19 protein-coding genes are annotated in these 17,662 nt (G+C 36.3%); 15 read left to right on the top strand and 4 right to left on the bottom strand.

Annotated features, from left to right (window positions below; all coding sequences use genetic code 11):
* The first annotated feature begins 36 nt into the window (after window positions 1–36).
* The 12 genes from aroQ to WBM70_RS01430 all read left to right on the top strand — a co-directional run bounded on the left by aroQ (window position 37) and on the right by WBM70_RS01430 (window position 10,210).
* A complete protein-coding gene (gene aroQ, locus WBM70_RS01375; RefSeq protein WP_424556727.1) occupies window positions 37–525 on the top strand; it encodes a type II 3-dehydroquinate dehydratase in 489 nt (162 codons plus the stop codon).
* Window positions 526–594: 69 nt separating this feature from the next.
* Window positions 595–1,614 (top strand): M24 family metallopeptidase, encoded by a 1,020-nt coding sequence (locus WBM70_RS01380; protein ID WP_424556728.1) that lies wholly within the window; start codon window positions 595–597, stop codon window positions 1,612–1,614.
* Window positions 1,615–1,622: 8 nt separating this feature from the next.
* Window positions 1,623–2,111 (top strand): 2-amino-4-hydroxy-6-hydroxymethyldihydropteridine diphosphokinase, encoded by a 489-nt coding sequence (folK, locus tag WBM70_RS01385; RefSeq protein ID WP_424556729.1) that lies wholly within the window; start codon window positions 1,623–1,625, stop codon window positions 2,109–2,111.
* An 86-nt stretch (window positions 2,112–2,197) separates the two neighbouring features.
* On the top strand, window positions 2,198–3,289 hold the full coding sequence (locus WBM70_RS01390) for a flagellar biosynthesis protein FlhF (protein WP_424556730.1): 1,092 nt from the start codon (window positions 2,198–2,200) through the stop codon (window positions 3,287–3,289).
* Window positions 3,273–3,749, top strand: a complete 477-nt coding sequence (locus WBM70_RS01395; RefSeq protein WP_424556731.1) for a hypothetical protein — start codon at window positions 3,273–3,275, stop codon at window positions 3,747–3,749. Before WBM70_RS01390 ends, WBM70_RS01395 begins: the two co-directional genes overlap by 17 nt.
* A gap of 1 nt (window position 3,750) precedes the next feature.
* Window positions 3,751–4,770 carry a tRNA 2-thiouridine(34) synthase MnmA gene (gene mnmA, locus WBM70_RS01400; protein WP_424556732.1) on the top strand — a complete coding sequence of 340 codons (1,020 nt, stop codon included), beginning with the start codon at window positions 3,751–3,753 and terminating at the stop codon, window positions 4,768–4,770.
* Window positions 4,771–4,811: 41 nt separating this feature from the next.
* Entirely contained in the window at window positions 4,812–5,279 is a 468-nt protein-coding gene (locus tag WBM70_RS01405; RefSeq protein WP_424556733.1) for a DsrE family protein, read from the top strand.
* Window positions 5,280–5,389: 110 nt separating this feature from the next.
* Window positions 5,390–6,496, top strand: a complete 1,107-nt coding sequence (locus WBM70_RS01410; RefSeq protein ID WP_424556734.1) for a MotA/TolQ/ExbB proton channel family protein — start codon at window positions 5,390–5,392, stop codon at window positions 6,494–6,496.
* A gap of 4 nt (window positions 6,497–6,500) precedes the next feature.
* Window positions 6,501–7,781, top strand: a complete 1,281-nt coding sequence (locus WBM70_RS01415) for an OmpA family protein (RefSeq protein WP_424556735.1) — start codon at window positions 6,501–6,503, stop codon at window positions 7,779–7,781.
* A complete protein-coding gene (locus WBM70_RS01420) occupies window positions 7,771–7,962 on the top strand; it encodes a hypothetical protein (protein WP_424556736.1) in 192 nt (63 codons plus the stop codon). Before WBM70_RS01415 ends, WBM70_RS01420 begins: the two co-directional genes overlap by 11 nt.
* Window positions 7,963–8,082: 120 nt before the next feature.
* Window positions 8,083–9,669, top strand: coding sequence for a hypothetical protein (locus WBM70_RS01425; RefSeq protein WP_424556737.1), 1,587 nt, complete (start codon window positions 8,083–8,085; stop codon window positions 9,667–9,669).
* A 10-nt stretch (window positions 9,670–9,679) separates the two neighbouring features.
* A complete protein-coding gene (locus WBM70_RS01430; protein ID WP_424556738.1) occupies window positions 9,680–10,210 on the top strand; it encodes a hypothetical protein in 531 nt (176 codons plus the stop codon).
* 16 nt (window positions 10,211–10,226) lie between these two features.
* On the opposite strand, the gene murA is transcribed toward WBM70_RS01430, so the two are convergent.
* A complete protein-coding gene (gene murA / locus WBM70_RS01435) occupies window positions 10,227–11,492 on the bottom strand; it encodes a UDP-N-acetylglucosamine 1-carboxyvinyltransferase (protein WP_424556739.1) in 1,266 nt (421 codons plus the stop codon).
* Window positions 11,493–11,735: 243 nt separating this feature from the next.
* On the opposite strand from murA, the gene WBM70_RS01440 reads away from it, so the two are divergent.
* The 3 genes from WBM70_RS01440 to WBM70_RS01450 all read left to right on the top strand — a co-directional run bounded on the left by WBM70_RS01440 (window position 11,736) and on the right by WBM70_RS01450 (window position 14,787).
* Complete coding sequence (locus tag WBM70_RS01440) at window positions 11,736–12,293, top strand: hypothetical protein (RefSeq protein ID WP_424556740.1); 558 nt, start codon at window positions 11,736–11,738, stop codon at window positions 12,291–12,293.
* Between the two features lie 85 nt (window positions 12,294–12,378).
* A complete protein-coding gene (locus WBM70_RS01445) occupies window positions 12,379–12,717 on the top strand; it encodes a hypothetical protein (RefSeq protein WP_424556741.1) in 339 nt (112 codons plus the stop codon).
* Window positions 12,718–14,787 (top strand): ATP-dependent helicase, encoded by a 2,070-nt coding sequence (locus WBM70_RS01450; RefSeq protein ID WP_424556742.1) that lies wholly within the window; start codon window positions 12,718–12,720, stop codon window positions 14,785–14,787. It abuts the gene before it with no gap.
* Here the strand turns inward: WBM70_RS01450 and WBM70_RS01455 are convergent.
* The 3 genes from WBM70_RS01455 to WBM70_RS01465 form a co-directional block, all read right to left on the bottom strand.
* Window positions 14,784–15,533 carry an NYN domain-containing protein gene (locus tag WBM70_RS01455; RefSeq protein WP_424556743.1) on the bottom strand — a complete coding sequence of 250 codons (750 nt, stop codon included), beginning with the start codon at window positions 15,531–15,533 and terminating at the stop codon, window positions 14,784–14,786. The two genes, WBM70_RS01450 and WBM70_RS01455, sit on opposite strands and share 4 nt — an antisense overlap.
* A 1-nt stretch (window position 15,534) precedes the next feature.
* Entirely contained in the window at window positions 15,535–16,146 is a 612-nt protein-coding gene (gene rsmD, locus WBM70_RS01460) for a 16S rRNA (guanine(966)-N(2))-methyltransferase RsmD (RefSeq protein WP_424556744.1), read from the bottom strand.
* Window positions 16,147–16,212: 66 nt separating this feature from the next.
* On the bottom strand, window positions 16,213–17,541 hold the full coding sequence (locus tag WBM70_RS01465; RefSeq protein WP_424556745.1) for an SH3 domain-containing protein: 1,329 nt from the start codon (window positions 17,539–17,541) through the stop codon (window positions 16,213–16,215).
* Between the last annotated feature and the right edge of the window lie 121 nt (window positions 17,542–17,662).

Raw genomic sequence — 17,662 nt, forward strand, 5'->3', positions numbered from 1 at the left:
TAAAATAATACCTAAATTATATAAACAAGGTAGAAAATGAAAATAGTAGTGATACAAGGTCCAAACCTCAATATGCTTGGAATTAGAGAAAAAAATGTCTATGGTCCAATGAAACTAGAAGATATCCATTCACAAATGAAATCATTTGCTGATCAAAATAAAACAGAGATCGAATTTTTTCAAAGTAACCTAGAGGGTGAGATCGTAGATCGTATTCAAGAGTGTATCGGTGATGCTGACGGTATTATTATTAACCCGGCTGCATATACGCATACATCGATTGCTATTCGTGATGCTATCTCTGCTGTACAAATACCTACACTTGAAGTACACCTTTCAAACATCTACCAAAGAGAAGAATTTAGACACACTTCACTTACAGCACCTGTATGTGCAGGTCAGATCTCAGGTATGGGACCATTTGGTTACCACTTGGCTATGGTTGGTATGACACAGATACTTACAGAAGTAGCTGCAATGAAAGAACACCAGGCAAAAATGCAAGCGCAAGCACAACAAAAATAATTCTAACCTTTCCTCTCCTCCGAGAGGAGGGATATACTTCAATCTTTAAAACTAAATCAAAGGTCACCCATGAACTACATGTTCAAAGATGAAAATGCTATGTATTATGAATGTGGCTACAGTTGTGATAATGCTCTTTATCTTTCTTTAGGAAGTGAAGCATTTTTTATCACAGATAGTCGCTACACTATTGATGCAACTCAAAATGTACAAGGTGCAACCGTTGTAATCAATGGTGATCTCTATACTGAAGCCGTCAATTTACTCAAAAAGTCTAGAGTAAAAAAAGTGATCTTTGATCCTAAAGAGTGGAGTGTTGATGGTTTTGAGCGTGTGAGTTCAGAAGTTAAAATTGCTTTTGATCCACAAGTGGATTTTTCGCATAAAAAACGTATCATTAAAAGTGATGAAGAGTTGAAGATCATTGCAAAGGCAGCAAAACTTGGTGCGAAAGCTTTTAAAGCCTTGGCTAAAGAGTTTCGTAAGAACGGTTTTGGTGAAGATGAATATACATTAACCTACAGGGCAAAAGGTGTTTTGGGTGACTTTGGTAAGTATGATCTAAGTTTTGATCCTATCGTAGCTATCAATGCAAATGCAGCGAAGCCGCATGCTACGCCGACATCTACAAAGTTAAGGAAAAATGATCTGCTACTGGTTGATGCTGGATTGAAATATAAACGTTACTGTTCAGATCGTACACGTACAGTACAAGCAGATAAGTATTTTATGTTCGATACGAACCAAAGTTTTAAAAGTAAAAAAATACAAAAAGCCTATGATACCGTGCTTAAAGCACATGACAATGCTATCATAAAAGCACGTTCTGGAATGAAAGCCAAAAATGTGGATGCACTGACACGTGACATTGTGACTAAAGCAGGTTTTGGAGAGTTTTATGTACATTCAACAGGACATGGAGTAGGGCTTGACATTCATGAAATGCCATATATTTCTACAAAATCAGATACTGTCATTGAGGATGGTATGGTGTATACTATAGAACCGGGGATATATATTCCAGGTGAATTCGGTATTCGTATAGAAGATATGGTAGCCATGGTAGATGGTAAAGCAGTTGTCCTTTAGGTTATGTTATGATAAGAAAAAGGATAGATGCAAAAAACACTTTGATCAAGACCAAGACTTATCCTCATAGATTTGCAAGTAAAAATGGTCATGAAGTATTATTGGGGATCGGTGGGAATATCGGTGATGTAGTTCGTCGTTTTGATCATCTTTTGTATTATCTGAAAAGATCGGCTTTGGTTAGGGTAGTAGAAACAGCCCCTATCCTTAAAAATCCACCTTTTGGATATATAGATCAGGGATATTTCTGTAACTCTTTGATACGTATAGAGACATTTTTGTCTCCTAAGGCTTTATTACGCTATATATTGCGTGTAGAAAAGATCTTTGGACGTAAGCGTCTTTTTAAAGACGGTCCAAGAACATTGGATATAGATATTATATTTTATGAAAATGTAACAATAGAAACAAAAAATTTGACACTTCCTCATCCAGGCTGGAGAGAACGAGCGTCAGTATTGATCCCATTATCAATGATGAAAGGCAAAATGAAATGAGTAACAGAATATTTGCCAAAGAAAAAACTCCCGTAAAAGGCATTAAATATGAGCATACAGATGTTTAATGAGAAAGGTATAACAAAATGATTAATGAAACATTTGTAGCTTCAGATCCAACTAGTGCATACGAGCAAGCAGTGAAGAAATATGGAGATGGTGTTAAACTTATTTCAGCAAAACAGATCAAATATGAAGATGGTAAATTACGAAGTGAAGTCTGTATCGCTGTACCTAAAGAACTTTTTATGGAAAAGTCATTCGGAAAGGCTGCTATGGAGAACAATGATGTTGATAGAGAAGAGGAAGCGCTATTAGCAGAATTAGATGAAATGAAAAAACAGTTGTTTCTCATGCACGAAGAGATGTCAGATGCATCACATGAGAGTATAATGCAAAAAGTGAAGAAGCTTTTTATGGACAAAGGTATCGCAAAATCTTGGTTGGATGACGTGATGATGACATTGATGGGAAGCAATATACTTGATGATTCTACGCTTTTGGTCTCGTATTTACTTGAAGAGATTGATGAGAGTTTACATGTACAAAAAGAAAGATTGGATGAACCTAAGATCGTGATGCTCGTAGGTCCTACCGGTGTGGGGAAAACAACGACTATAGCTAAGTTGGCTGCACGTTATGCCTATTTGATGGAGAGACCTTATAGGGTGGCACTTTTAAACCTCGACAGTTACAAAGTAGGTGCATTTGAACAGCTTGGACATTATGCTGATATCATGCAGCTTGAACATATTACTGTGGATAGTGTGGAAGACTTTACTACGGGATTGGAAGCATTGGATGATTATGATGTGATATTGGTTGATACAGCTGGTATGTCTCCTTATGACACGCAAAAATTCATTAAAACAGTTGAGTTTGTTAACACTGATATGCATAGAAACCTAGAGGTGAATCTTGTCTTCCCTGCTACGGTTAAATATGAAGATATGGATGATATTTATAATAATTTTTCATTCTTGGACCTAAACTCAGTGATCATTAGTAAATTTGATGAAACGAAGCATTTTGGAACACTGTTAAATTTTATGTTACTATACAAATTGCCTATGAGTTATTTCTCAGTAGGACAAGAAGTGCCTGATGATCTTATGGTCGCTTCAAAAGAGTATCTTTTAGAGCAGTTTATTGGGGATTTGGATGAAGATGAAGAGTGAAACACAAGCCCTTCATTTAGCTAGGATGATGCAAAGACATATGCATATTCCAAGCTATGAATTAGCACTTCCTTTTATCATGGTTCGAAGTAAAAAACTTAAAAAGTTAAGTGTGGATGATGTACTGCTTACAGGGTTTGATAGACTGGAGTTCCTTTTGATAGATGGAGATACCATTCGTGCCAATATGCAACTTAAACAGATAGAGAATACATATAAAACAGAAATTATTGATTTGTCAGAAGAGACTGCAGAACAGACTGATAGTAAAAAATATAAAACTCTAAAGATCTCTTTTGGGACCGTACAGAGCAAAGTGTTGGATCTAGGTCATACCATCGATTTAACACATAGTGATTTAGAAAAAGTTACACTTGTTTCAAAGGATAAAACGATAGCAGAAGGCTCTTTAGTTATTGTGGATGAAGAGATAGCCATACAGATAAAGGAAGTGAATTAATATGAGCAAGAAAGTATTAGTAGGTATGAGTGGAGGTGTTGATTCAACTGTGACATCTATTCTTTTACAAAAAGAAGGTTATGAAGTAGAAGGCGTGTATATGAAACTTCATCATAAACCTGGTTACCATGAAGAGAACTTTACAAAAGCACAAAGAGTAGGTGAGTACCTAGGAGTAAAGGTTCATTTTCTAGATTTGAGTGAAGAGTTTAATGATAATGTCTACAATTATTTTGTAGAGAGTTATAAAGAAGGGCTTACACCTAACCCCTGCGTTATGTGTAACCGTACCATTAAGTTTGGAAAGATGGTTGAGTTTGCAGACACTATAGGGGCAGATCATGTAGCGACTGGTCATTATATCAAGTGTGATGGTGAATTTATCTATATGGCTGAGGATCCGAATAAAGATCAGAGTTATTTTCTTTGTGAAGTCAAAAAAGAAGTACTGCCAAGACTGCTTTTCCCTCTTGGTACATGGGTAAAAGATGATGTCAAAGCCTATGCAGCCAATATCGAGGTACTGAAAGATTTTGCCACACAAAAAGAGAGTTCTGAGATCTGTTTCGTAGAAAAGACTTACGATGAAGTATTGGCAAAGCATATGAATATAGACATGCCTGGTGAAACTGTAGATACGGAAGGGAATGTGGTCGGTACTCATAAAGGGTATATGCATTACACCATAGGTAAGCGTAGAGGTTTCTTTGTCAATGGTGCACATGATCCTCATTTTGTACTCGATATCAAACCTGAAACAAATCAGATCGTGGTAGGTACAAAAGAAAAACTCGAAGAGAATGAGTTTGAAGTGAAACATATTAATCTTTTTAAGGAAATGACGGAGTTTGATTGCATGGTAAAAGTACGTTACAGAACAACTGCTGTTCCTTGTCATGTTGTGATCAATGGTGACAAAGCTAAAGTAGTGTTGAAAGATCCGGTTTTTGGACTTGCAAAAGGACAAATAGCTGCATTTTATGAAGATGACAAGTTAATTGGTGGTGGAGTGATCTGTTAAATATAAAATAGAATATAGAGTACTATACTAAGGAATATCATATGAAACTATTTAAAGCATTGTTGATAGCGTCACTTCTCAGTTTGGGTACACTGTATGCTGACACAGTAAAAGTGGTCTATGACCTGACTACAGACAATATTGATAAAATAGAAAAACGCCTTATAAACAGTCTAGTAGCTGTCTCTAAGCATTATACTAGAGAGAAGAAAAGTTTAAAAGCTATCGTTGTGATTTCTGGTAATTCCTATAAGTATTTTGTAAATGATCTCAAAGCCTCTCCTTATGCATCTGATGACGATGCAGTCGATATGCAAGCATATTTCAAACTTCGTTTTAAAGATCTTCATGATGTATATGGTGTGACCTTTAATATGTGTTCTTCAGGCATGAAAGCAAAAAAAATACAGAAACATACACTCTATGAATATGTACATGCGGAAAAGATGAAAAGTGTGTATCTTATTGATGCACAAAATGATGGATATGCATATATGCCTATACATTAATATTCCAGGATGGAACCTTGAGGTATTTTACATATTTTAAAGGCTTTTTTTATAGTTTCATTTAATGATTTTGGATATAATGCATCAATTAAATTAACTAGGATGCTTTAATGCAACAATTTGACAGAACCAAATCCACTTCATGTATTCAACACTCTTTTGCTATATTACTTATACCTTTTCTTTTTTTAGTAGGACTGGTTCTAGCTTATGTAGGGGTGTTACCCATCAATGTAGAGGCACATACTTTCGGGATCGTAGCCTTTATATTTGTAGTCTTTGTATTTTTTGTAAAACATAATGCAAATTATTCAGTGTGTCATATGAAAGGATCTTTTTTCACTATGGAAGAGGAGCTTCAGGCAGCACTTCGTCAAAATGCTTTGACCATTATGGGTAAAACCAAATCTACTTTACATATCAAAGACTTCATCGCTGAATATTATCAGGATATTCGTAATGATAACTTTGCAAGAGTTGCCCCCTCTGTATTTCCTATGCTAGGTATTTTGGGTACATTTATCGCTATTGCATTGTCTATGCCTGATTTTACAGTCCAGGATCTTGGTGCACTTGACCGTGAGATATCCATATTACTTTCGGGTATAGGTACAGCTTTCTATGCATCGATCTATGGAATCATGCTTTCTCTTATATGGACATACTTTGAAAAAAGAGGAATAGCCAAAGTAGATAAGCAGATATTTGACCTGGAAAAACTTTATGGTCAGCGTGTATGGAAAAGGTCTGAGCTTATTAAACATGAGCATCAGCAAAGTGAACTTAAAGACCAACAGATCGTTCAGACACTTAAAGAGACATTTAATATGGACTTTATCAAAGAACTGAATGACCAGTATCTTAAAAACTTTACAACCATTGTGAATGACACAACGAACAGTTTTACAAAACTGACAGTACATATGCAAGAAGCCTCTTCAGAATTGCGTGATACTCTTGAAAATATACATAATAGACATCAAAGTATCGATGCAGTTGAAATGATGGAAAGAAATATTGAAGGGTTCAATGCCAATGCTCAAAACCTTCAAAAAACGATGGAACGTTTTGATGGTACAGTAGATAATACTTTTGAGAAGATAGATGAAGAACTTGGACAAGCTGTAGAAAAATTGGCTAGATTTTCACATATCCTTGCTGATCAAAACGAACAGATACTTGAGAACATTGAAAAACTAAAAAAAGAAGAAAAGTAAAAGTATGTTTAGAAAAGACACGTCGAATGCAGAAAGTAATTTCTGGATCTCTTATGCGGACTTGATGGCAGGATTACTTTTTGTTTTTATCTTACTGATCGGTGCGATTGTATCAAAATCTGTGATTTTGAAGTCTGACCTACATACAAAAGAGGAGACACTTTCAAGCTTATCTGAAACCCTTAAAGTAAAAGAGAAAACTTTGGATGAGTTGAGCGACAGCTTGGTAAAAAGTCAAGCACTTGTAAGTGAAAAAGATAGATATCTAAGTGAAGATGAAAAACTTTTAGCCGAAAAAGACAAGTTACTCACATTAAAAAATGCACGTATCGCAGAAAATGAGATCAAATTGACCGAAGCAGAAAAGCAGCTTCAACTCAAGAATGCGCGTATCGCAAAAGATCAAATGAAATTGTCTGATAATGAAAGAATGTTCAAGCTTAAAGTATCTGAGATCGACAAGCTCAATAAACTTCTGCTGGAATCTAAAGCAAAGCAAGACCTTCTTAGCAATAAAATCATACTCGTACAAAATATGCTTGATAAAAATAAAGATGCATTGAAGAAAAACAAAGATGCATTAAATAAAAATAAAAAGAGTCTAAAAGACTATGAGGGGAAAGTCCTGATACTCTCCAATGAATTGAGTGAAACGAAGGAGAGTGTTAAAATCAAAGATGAAAAGCTCTTGACACTTCTGAATGCAATAGATGACAAGCAAACCAAATATGATGAGTTAGTAGCAAATCTTCAGGCACAAAAAGCGAAGATAAAATCTTTAACGGGTATCAAACTTCAAGTTGTTGCTGCGTTGAAAGAGGCATTGGGTGAGAATATCGATATAGATAAAAAGACCGGATCGCTTAGATTGGCTTCCAATATACTTTTTGGAAGTGGAGAAGCAACATTGAAGCCTGAATCAGAAGTAGAACTCAAAAAGGCATTTGAAGTATACATTGGTACATTGGTGACGAATAAAAATATCAAACCACACCTTGATAAGATCATTATTGAAGGGCATACGGACAGTGTGGGTTCATATATCTATAACTTAAACCTTTCACAAAAACGTGCACTGGCGGTTATGGAGTACCTCCTTACTTTAGACTTCACCAAAAAACACAACATACAACCGCTTATGACAGCTTCTGGTAGGGCTTATCAGGATGCCATTATCGTAGATGGAGTAGAAGATAAAAATGCATCAAGACGTATTGAGATCAAATTTAGACTCAAGAATGAAGATGCAATGAACGAGATAGAAAAGGTTTTAGATGCAAACTGATTTTAAACCTGTGCATCTAAAACAGGCGAATGACAAACTAGATGAACTTATATCATCATCAGAAAAAGAGTATGAACAATATAAAGATGAAAACGTAAAAAAATCTTTATGGAAAAAGTTTTTAGGGCTATTTAAAACAAGCCCTTTTGAATTACCTGAGGATCTATATAAAGGTAAATAGATTTCATTTCTTTATTTCACATGCGTTATCCTCAAACTTCACAGAAACTTCATATAATCATTTTATAGTATGCTATACTTGAGTTATTATATTTTATATTGAAAATGAAGGAATGATTAAATGAGATTAACCCGTCTGTCGATATTGTTATTTGTTGCTTATATATCACTTGTCGGTTGTGGAGGTGGAGGTAGTGGAGATGATGGCACAATATCTGGAGAAACTGTAAATATTTCTGGAAAGATCACTTATGATCTGGTTCCTTCGAACAATAATTATATTGGTCTTGATTACAATAATATCACTCAAGAGCCTGTTAAAGGTGTAACAGTAGATGCAATTGACAGCAGTAATCAGAGTATTGCCTCTACGACCACAGATGAATTGGGTAACTATTCATTTGGGTTACCCGCAAATCGGCAAATTAAAATACGTGTGTATGCTAAATTATTAAAAGTTGGAACACCAAGTTGGGATGTAAAAGTAGTAGATAATACAAACAGTAATGCTCTATACGTCATGGAAGGTGCACTGGTGTCAACAGGAGAAAGTGATTCCACACGTAATTTGAATGCTTCATCAGGCTGGAGTGGAAGCAGCTATACTTCTACAAGAACTGCAGCACCTTTTGCTATAGCAGATAGTATATATAGTGCTATGAAAAGAGTATTATCTGCAGATGTAAATACAATTTTCTCTCCGCTGGTTGTTAACTGGTCGATCAATAACGTTGCTACTTCCGGAGATCCATCTCTCGGACAAATCACCACTTCATACTATTCAGATAGCAATCTTTTTATTTTGGGAGATGAAGACAGTGATACAGATGAATATGACGACCATGTAGTAGCTCATGAATGGGGACACTATTATGAAGATAAGTTTTCACGTTCAGACAATATAGGTGGGCAGCATAGTGGAGATGATATACTGGATATACGTGTTGCATTTGGAGAAGGATGGGGGAATGCATTTTCTGCAATGGCACTGGATAATCCTATCTATTTTGATACCCTGGGTGTTGCTCAAGCTTCTGGTTTTTACTTTGATGTTGAATCCGGTACATCAACGAGTAATGGCTGGTATAGTGAGTCATCAATAGAACGTATATTGTATGATATTTATGATGCAACAGATGATGGAAGTGATAGATTAAGTTTAGGTTTTGGACCTATACATCAAGTATTTACAGGTGCAGAAAAAACTACGCCAGCATTTACAAGTATATTTACCTTTATTACAGCATTTAAAGATGAGAATTCCGCAAATATAGGTGAGATAGAGAGTATTGTGGCAAGTGAGAATATCGCAGTCATTACAGATATCTACGGTACAGGTAGAATGAATTTTCCAAGTGACCCAACTGACTATCCTTATCATGAACTAACGATAGGTACTCCTGTGTCTATAGAGATAAGTAATACATACGGTAGTTATAATAAACTAAGTAATCGTAAGTATGTGAAGTTCAAGATAGATTCGGCTGGAATATACACCATAAAAGTACAACAAACGAATGGAACGAATGCTGATCCCGACTTTTATCTTTTTGATACCTCTCCCTTTAGTATGATAGACTCTTCAGCGGGTACAGGTGACGGAGTTGAGCAAAAAAGTGTGAGTTTAGGAGCAGGTGATTATTTACTTGATATATCTGACTACAAAAATATTGCTGATGCACAATTAACAGTAACTATCAATGAATAAAGGAAAGATCATGAAAATATTCAAAATATTATTGGCGTCATCGTTATTGTTAGGTACATCTGCAATAGCTTTTACTGCCAAAGTAAAAGAACCTATATTAGTGAAAGGTACAAGTATAGGAGAATACAGTAAACCTGGCGCACCTGTTGACATAAGATATACCTCAGAGCATGTAGAAGTAGATGAAGTTAGTAGGGTTGATATAATGCTCTTATCAAGTGCTACAATAGGAACTATGAAGGTGAAGATTAAATTGGATAAAGAGCTTAATGAAATTTCCACTACAGAAAAATATCTTTCATTTGATCTTAGTGCGGGAAAGAAAGAATATCCTATTGACTTACAAGTTTCAGCTGATGAAGATGGATTATACTATATCAAGTTACATGTAGTCATAAAAGGGAAGGGCATGAGAGCTTTTGCTGTACCGGTATATATTGGTGAAGGTCAACTTAAAACACAAAAAGCAGCAGTGGAAAAAACGCAAAAAGGTGAAAAGATCAGTGTTTCAGCAGCAGAGGAGACTATTACAAAGGAGTAAACTTCCTTTGTATTATTTAATTCTCTTTCTTTCTTACGATGTTTGCACCCAATGCAGAGAGTTTTCCTTCTAGATCATCATATCCACGGTCAAGGTGATAGATACGGCTTACTTTAGTAGTACCTTCTGCAACAAGAGCAGCTAGAACAAGTGCCGAAGATGCTCTGAGGTCTGTTGCCATTACATCCGCCCCATAAAGCTTATCAACACCTTTTACCGCGGCAGTACTTCCTTTGAGCCATATATCTGCCCCAAGACGGTTCAGTTCACTTACATGCATAAAACGGTTCTCAAAGAGACGCTCTTCTATAAGGCTTTCACCTTCTGCCATAATTGCTAGTGCCATGAATTGTGCTTGCATATCCGTTGGAAACCCTGGATACTCTATCGTAATCAAATTGACAGGTTTTAGATTTTTGGTAGGGTGGATAGTAATACTATCTTCTCCTAGATCAAAGGTACACCCCATATGTTCTAATTTATCTATGGATGATCTTATATGCTGATGATCTACTTTATTGAGTGTGAGCGTAGAATTTGTGATAGCTCCAGCACATAAGTATGTCCCAGCCTCGATACGGTCGGGTATGATCTCAACAGGCTTAAATGCAAGAGGTCTTCTGTCAGTTCCCTCTATAATAAGCTCATGGGAACCAATACCCTCTATTTTTACACCTGCATCACGTATCATTTCACAAAGTTGTACGACTTCAGGTTCTTTTGCTGCATTGATAATGGTTGTCGTACCCTTTGCCAAAGCTGCAGCCATAACAATGTTCTCTGTTCCGCCTACGGTGATCTTGTCAAAGATGATCTTAGCACCTATAAGTCCATTTGGTGCTTCAGCACGAACATAACCACCTTTTATCTCTATATGTGCCCCCATTTCTTCAAGCGCCTGAAGGTGAAGGTCTATAGGACGTTGCCCAATGGCACATCCACCAGGCAAACTCACTTCACATTCACCAAATCTGGCAAGCAGGGGACCTAATACTAAAATAGAAGCTCTCATTTGTGAAACTATTTCATAGACAGCTTTAGTAGAAGTAATGGAACCGTTATTGATCGTTGCTACAGTTTTATCATGCTCTACAGTTCCACCAAGCATAGTAAGAAGTTTGAGGAGAGTTCGAATGTCTACAACATTAGGTAAGTTCGTTAATGTGACTTCTTTGTCACTAAGAATGGTTGCTGCAATAATGGGTAGGGCAGCATTCTTTGCACCACTTATTGTGACATTGCCACTTAACTTTTTACCACCAACAATTTCTAAATAATCCATCGATTTCATCCTCAAATATAATTACGTGATTTTATCTAAAAGTCGATTAGAAGCGCCCTAAATAAAGTAAAAGAGCAGTATTTGATACTAAATAATATTATATATAAAATGCGGTTTAACATTAAAAAATAGAAAAATTGATATTATTCACTATAATTTAAAGTAACTATAATTAAAACTTCTGTATTATATTTAATAATATGTACTCAAAAAGGCCTGTAGGCCCCATTTTAAGGGAAAAGAATGTCGAGTAGTTTAGATAAATTAAGAGAACTTACCAGTCGTCTGGAAGATAAATTAGAGCAGAAAGAGAAAGTCTCTGCTGTTGTATCTGAAGAGGCTAAAGAAGTCAAAAAAAGTGAAAAAAAACCACCATCGAAGTCTGTTGAAAAAGTAACAGAAAACTGTGATAATGTACGAGATGAGAATATTGTACGAGTCAAAGAGCTGTATGAAAAACTTAAAATATATGAGAAGTCTCCGGACTTTGATAAGGTATTTGTTTATAAAGCAATGAACCTCTCTGGTATTGGTTTGAAAGAAGATGATTTTGGTGAAGTGCGTGAAGGTAAATATATTCAAGTCATTGCTATTACCTATGAACCAGATAAGAATGGAAAGAAGAAAGCTAAGAATATCTCTCTAGGATATTTTGGTAAAGCAGAGACTTTAGAGACCAAACTTAAAAATGAGATCATAGAGTTTGTTTTGCGTTGGCGTTATGAAAAAGCTTTTCAAAATGTGGAACACTATAAAGACCTTATAGCACGTGTGGAAACACCCTCAGATACACTCTTCTAAAATTTAGGGAATTTTAATTTCCCTAACGCTTCACTAATCAAATTTTTGCTACAATCTACTTCTAATTTTACTACTTAGGATACCTATGCATCTTGACCTTACACCAGAAGCACTTTTAACACAACTTGGCTATACAAAGAATGAACAAACACTCAAACAAATCAATGATATTATTAAAAATACAAATGGTTTTGAAAAGTTTTCACAGCATATTCCTTCATTTATTGATGCGTTAGCTGTAGAAAAAGGTTTTATTGCTATGTCAAACTCCGAAGATCATCTCAAAATAAAATGTGAAGAAGATACCGGAGCAGATAACCTTTCAGCTTTTACTGCATTAGTAAAGCATTGGGCAGATAAATATAAACTAGAACTCAAACAAGTAGCAAATAAAAATACATACTATATTATTGGGCATAACTAATTGCCTCTAAGCGCTCTCAATGACGAGCAGCTTAGTGCTGCTACGGCACCTTTAGGTCATAATCTTATTATTGCCAGTGCAGGAACAGGTAAAACGTCTACTATCGTAGGGCGCATCGCCCACCTCTTGCATAGTGGTGTGGAACCTTCTAGCATTTTACTTCTTACTTTTACGAATAAGGCAGCCGGAGAGATGATAGCGCGTCTCGAACGATATTTCCCTAAAAAAATAGTCAGTAAAATAGAATCTGGTACCTTTCATGCCGTCTCTTATCGTTGGTTGAAAGAGATCTATCCAAATTTGGCACTGAAACAACCTTCAGAACTTAAAACACTTTTTAGAAGTATCTATGAAAAACGCAACTTTGAACGTATGAATCTTACCATGCAGCCTTTTTCGGCTACATACCTCTATGAGATGTACTCTTTATATCAAAATGCCTCTCTGGAAGGCTTTGATGTCTGGTTTTTGGAAAAATACCCTGATCATGAACTTGTCATGGATATCTACATGGATATCGCCGAAGAGTTTGAAAAAGAGAAGATAGCCTATGGTTTTGCTTCTTTTAATGATTTGTTGTTGCGTATGAAAAGTCATCTGGAAGAAAATACCATACCTTTTGAGGAGATACTCGTTGATGAGTATCAGGATACCAATACACTTCAAAGTGCGCTTATCGATGTGCTCAAACCAAAATCTCTCTTTTGTGTAGGGGATTATGACCAGAGTATCTATGCTTTTAATGGTGCGAACATAGAAAATATTGCTACCTATTCAAAACGTTATGCCAATGCGAGTGTGTTTACACTTAAAACGAATTATCGTTCTACTGCACCTATACTTTCTTTGGCAAACCGTGTCATAGAACGGAATGAGCGTATCTACCCTAAAAAACTTGAGGTAGGACGTGTTATGAAAAGTTATCCACCCAAACTTTTGATGTACAATGACCTGTTTGAACAGTATCAGTCTATTGCTGAGGGTATCAAACGTACCCATGTTCCTAACGATCAGATAGCAGTTATTTTTAGAAACAACTCATCTGCAGATGGCGTTGAGGCAAGTTTGCGCGAGTATGGTATTCCTTGTAAGCGTAAGGGTGGGACAAGTTTTTTTGATGCAAAAGAGATAAAGTTTTTACTCGATCTTTTAGCCTTGCTTGTAAATCCAAAAGATATGATGGCATTTATCCATGTGTTTGAATATGCAAGAGGTGTAGGGTCTGCACTCTCCAAAGAGTTTTTTCAGTGTTTTTTACACTTTGGAAATGGTAATTTTATGCAAGGTGTACTTCATCCAAAGGTCCATGATCTTCCTAAGCTGAACCCCAACAAAAATGTGCAACTTGGACTCTTCGATGATGACCAGGAGATAGGCTCTGCAGCAAGATTTAAACAGATGAATCTAGAGCCTGCACTTTATAATCATCCATTGCTTAAACATTCCAAACTAAGCAATGACGGAATGGACTTTTTTAAAGAGTTTTATATGCTTATGAAGACTGTACACAGCTTGGAGAAACCATCAGATATTTTAAAAAACATCATTACTTCGAAGCTTTATGTAGGCATCATCGAACTTCTGGCAACACAAAGAGGTCGTCTTAAGACTGGGGAAGTCGATGAAGAGAAGAAGAAACAAGCCAAAGAACGTATACAGAGAAAAGCGCACCTTTTACTGGATCTTTCACGTCAATACAATGAATTAAGACGTTTTGTGAATGCTATGGTACTGGGAGGCAATGAGCTCAGTGAAGGTGAGGGGGTTAATCTCCTTACGGTACATGCGAGTAAAGGGCTCGAGTTTCCTGAAGTCTATGTAATTGATCTGGTAGACGGCAGATTTCCTAACAGAAAGATGATGTCCAGTATAGAAGAAGAACGTCGTTTGTTCTATGTTGCTGTGACACGTGCAAAAGACAGACTTTATCTTTCATTAGCCAAATTTGACAGAGTAAAAAAGATAGACTACAAACCGTCACAGTTCTTACATGAAGCGGGGCTTATAAAAGGGGAGTTCGTAGAACCTGAACCTAAGGGAAAAAAAGCAAAGAAAGAGACAGCTGTTTAGTAGAATCTCTTATCTCTGATACTCATCTGTTTCGTGTCTTCATCCACATAAACATCAAAAAGGTCTATTTCATTAATAAGGTTACTGAGTTTTTTATACCCGAAGTTGATAGGTGAAAATGAGGTGGAGTTATTGATATATTGACCGATAGAAGCCAGGTTCGCCCAACCGTCCTCATCCATAGTTTGTTCTACGGCTGTTCTTAAAACATTGACCAACCATGTGTCTGCGCGCATCTCACTACCTGATTTACGTACAGGAGCTTGTAGCAGATCAGCACTTTCAGTACTATCTGTGCTGTTTACCATAAGTTTTTCGGTGAAGATAAACTGTGAACATGCCGCCATGAATGGTTTAGGGGTTTTCTTCTCACCAAAACCATAGACTTTGATCCCTTCTGCCTGAACGCGCATCACTACAGGTGTAAAGTCAGAATCACTCGTAGCAAAAGCAAATGCATCGATGTCTTTTGTGTGTAACAGATCGATGGCATCTATCGTCATGAGGATATCTGTAGCATTTTTATTCTTAGAGTAGTCGAACTGTTGTATAGGCTTAATGGCATACTCCAAGAGTTTATCTTCCCAGTTCTTGAGGTTGTCTTTGGTCCAGTTTCCATAGGCTTGACGTATATTCACCACGCCATACTTACTAAGTTCATTGATGATACCTTCGATGGAACGGTGTGAAATATTATCACAATCAATAAACAGTGCGATGTGATCTTCGGTTTTACTTTTTGCCATTTTAGTCCTTTGGTTTATAATATGTCATAGTGCTACGGCCAAATTTTTTACGTTTCATTAACTCCATTGCACCGATCTTTTCAGGCATATCCAGGTTTGTCATGTGCTCTACTATGACCATTTCAGCAAACTCGGATTCTATGCTTTCTATAAGGGCAATGGTTTTATCGTACACATCATCCATTCCGTCACGTGTAGAAAAAGGAGGATCAAAATAGAAGTAGGTTTTTTCCTTACTTTTTTTGACCAGTTCATACACAAGCGCAAACTTTTCAAAACTGTCACCATAGAAGAGATGACACTTTGAAGGGTCCACACGTTTTACATTGCCTTCCAGACAACGAAAGGCTATTTGGTTATACTCCATAAAGTAACACTGTCCTGCCCCACGGCTAAGTGCTTCAAGTCCTATAGAACCGGAACCTGCAAAGACTTCAACAAAGTTTTTGTCGATGATATCAAATTGCAAAGTATTAAAAAGGGACTCTTTTAGAATACCTTTTGAACTGCGTGTTGTAAAGATATCAGGTATTTCTATCTTCTTACCTTTGTGTGTACCTGCCGTGATAGTAGTTGTAAATATTTTTATTTTTTCTTTTGCACGATTATGCATTTAGTGCGCCTCCCTATATTGCATTTTAATGCTTAATCTCATGCTGTGAGTGTATCTAAATATGCGTTAAAAATTGACTATCGTTTTAAGTGTATTGATCAACTTGCTTTGTTCTCTGATATCTGCAAGTTCTTTCCCTGGTTCAGTACTGCTAATGATAGTACGTGCAGTGATAAGTTTCGTACGGTCTTTTTTACGTATGCCCCAATAGGTATGCATGATAACCGGTTCTCCTTTATATTCACCCAAGTAGAGTACAATATGTCCTGGAACATAGAGTAAAGATCTAAAAGGCTGTGCATCTTTGATGATCTTTTTTTTCTTTTTGGATTTAGGAATTCCTGCTATTGAGATCTTATTTCCATCCTCAGCCTGTTTACTTGAGTTTCGACGCAAGAAGATGCCAAATGCACCTAAAAAATCTCTGGTAGTAGCAGAACAGTCACGACATTCATAGCTTCCACCCCAACCATAAGGTTCACCATAAAACTCTTTTGCCAACATACCTACATTTTTAGCCGTAAAAGGCAGAGGCTTTTTTGCAATGATACTTGGTTTTTCTACTTTAACTTTCTCAATGAGTGCTCTGCCTTTAGCATCGCGAGAAGCTAGGAGGTATCGTTGGTTTTTAGAGATAGGGAAGAGTGCACCTATTTTAACAAGTGAAATATCCTTATCATTTTTATAAAGTCTCAGATTATCTTTGATCACCATCGCATAGTTGTCATTTTTAAATGTTTTGATAAAATCAGAGCTTACAAGTGCCAAGTCAGAAGTCTTTACCCATCCAAAGGAGTACGAGGCCCTTACAAAAGCCCATTTCTTATCTTTAGAAAAATGTGAGATATAAAGGGGTACATTGATATGTAGAGCGGAGTTTTGATTGTAGTCAAAAGGGAAGCCTTCACCTGTTTTTTTTGGGTCCCTATAATAGGCAGATGATGTAGGAAGTGCTTTAACATCCGTACGACGTACAGTAATAGCTTTATATTTTTTACTATCAACGTTGTCATAGTTAGCATTGGTTATCCATTGATTATAAATAGAAGCACGTATTACTGAACCTTTAGCTCTATAAATAGGTTTTTTAGTGACAAATCTTATCTCCCAACCAAAGTCTTTTTCAGGAATATCCAACTTAGTGAGACTCCATGGTTTAAAGTATTTTTCGTTAAATTTTTTATCAAGTTCTTTTTGTTCACTTTTGGAGAAAGGTTTGATCTGGTCTGCATAATAAGCAGGATCCTGAGGGATATGTTTCATATCAGCCACTTTGTTTTTGGGCATACGGTCTATTTTACTTGTTGCACGTTTACTTTCTTTAAGGAAATACTCTGCATGTACGTAGGAAAAGGGTCCAAGAAGTAGAAATACAAGGGTCAGTTTTTTATACATTATTCAGTTCTTTTTTCTTTATCATAAGGTAGTTTGGTTAATGATTGGTTTATATGGGGTTTTGAAAGTATGCATAAAGTAAATTTGTAAAATATTATCCCGCAAAGGGAGCATTTGAAGG

Origin of the sequence: Sulfurovum sp. (assembly GCF_049668085.1) — a bacterium.
Classification (GTDB): Bacteria; Campylobacterota; Campylobacteria; order Campylobacterales; family Sulfurovaceae; genus Sulfurovum.

What these genes read in the sequence shown, in the direction of transcription:
- rsmD (WP_424556744.1), bottom strand. Translation starts at nt 16,146, where the DNA reads ATGCATAATCGTGCAAAAGAAAAAATAAAAATATTTACAACTACTATC.
- WBM70_RS01420 (WP_424556736.1), top strand. Translation starts at nt 7,771, where the DNA reads ATGCAAACTGATTTTAAACCTGTGCATCTAAAACAGGCGAATGACAAA.
- WBM70_RS01395 (WP_424556731.1), top strand. Translation starts at nt 3,273, where the DNA reads ATGAAGATGAAGAGTGAAACACAAGCCCTTCATTTAGCTAGGATGATG.
- mnmA (WP_424556732.1), top strand. Translation starts at nt 3,751, where the DNA reads ATGAGCAAGAAAGTATTAGTAGGTATGAGTGGAGGTGTTGATTCAACT.
- WBM70_RS01465 (WP_424556745.1), bottom strand. Translation starts at nt 17,541, where the DNA reads ATGTATAAAAAACTGACCCTTGTATTTCTACTTCTTGGACCCTTTTCC.
- WBM70_RS01415 (WP_424556735.1), top strand. Translation starts at nt 6,501, where the DNA reads ATGTTTAGAAAAGACACGTCGAATGCAGAAAGTAATTTCTGGATCTCT.
- WBM70_RS01440 (WP_424556740.1), top strand. Translation starts at nt 11,736, where the DNA reads ATGTCGAGTAGTTTAGATAAATTAAGAGAACTTACCAGTCGTCTGGAA.
- WBM70_RS01410 (WP_424556734.1), top strand. Translation starts at nt 5,390, where the DNA reads ATGCAACAATTTGACAGAACCAAATCCACTTCATGTATTCAACACTCT.
- WBM70_RS01455 (WP_424556743.1), bottom strand. Translation starts at nt 15,533, where the DNA reads ATGGCAAAAAGTAAAACCGAAGATCACATCGCACTGTTTATTGATTGT.
- WBM70_RS01445 (WP_424556741.1), top strand. Translation starts at nt 12,379, where the DNA reads ATGCATCTTGACCTTACACCAGAAGCACTTTTAACACAACTTGGCTAT.
- WBM70_RS01380 (WP_424556728.1), top strand. Translation starts at nt 595, where the DNA reads ATGAACTACATGTTCAAAGATGAAAATGCTATGTATTATGAATGTGGC.
- murA (WP_424556739.1), bottom strand. Translation starts at nt 11,492, where the DNA reads ATGGATTATTTAGAAATTGTTGGTGGTAAAAAGTTAAGTGGCAATGTC.
- aroQ (WP_424556727.1), top strand. Translation starts at nt 37, where the DNA reads ATGAAAATAGTAGTGATACAAGGTCCAAACCTCAATATGCTTGGAATT.
- WBM70_RS01425 (WP_424556737.1), top strand. Translation starts at nt 8,083, where the DNA reads ATGAGATTAACCCGTCTGTCGATATTGTTATTTGTTGCTTATATATCA.
- WBM70_RS01405 (WP_424556733.1), top strand. Translation starts at nt 4,812, where the DNA reads ATGAAACTATTTAAAGCATTGTTGATAGCGTCACTTCTCAGTTTGGGT.
- WBM70_RS01390 (WP_424556730.1), top strand. Translation starts at nt 2,198, where the DNA reads ATGATTAATGAAACATTTGTAGCTTCAGATCCAACTAGTGCATACGAG.
- folK (WP_424556729.1), top strand. Translation starts at nt 1,623, where the DNA reads ATGATAAGAAAAAGGATAGATGCAAAAAACACTTTGATCAAGACCAAG.
- WBM70_RS01430 (WP_424556738.1), top strand. Translation starts at nt 9,680, where the DNA reads ATGAAAATATTCAAAATATTATTGGCGTCATCGTTATTGTTAGGTACA.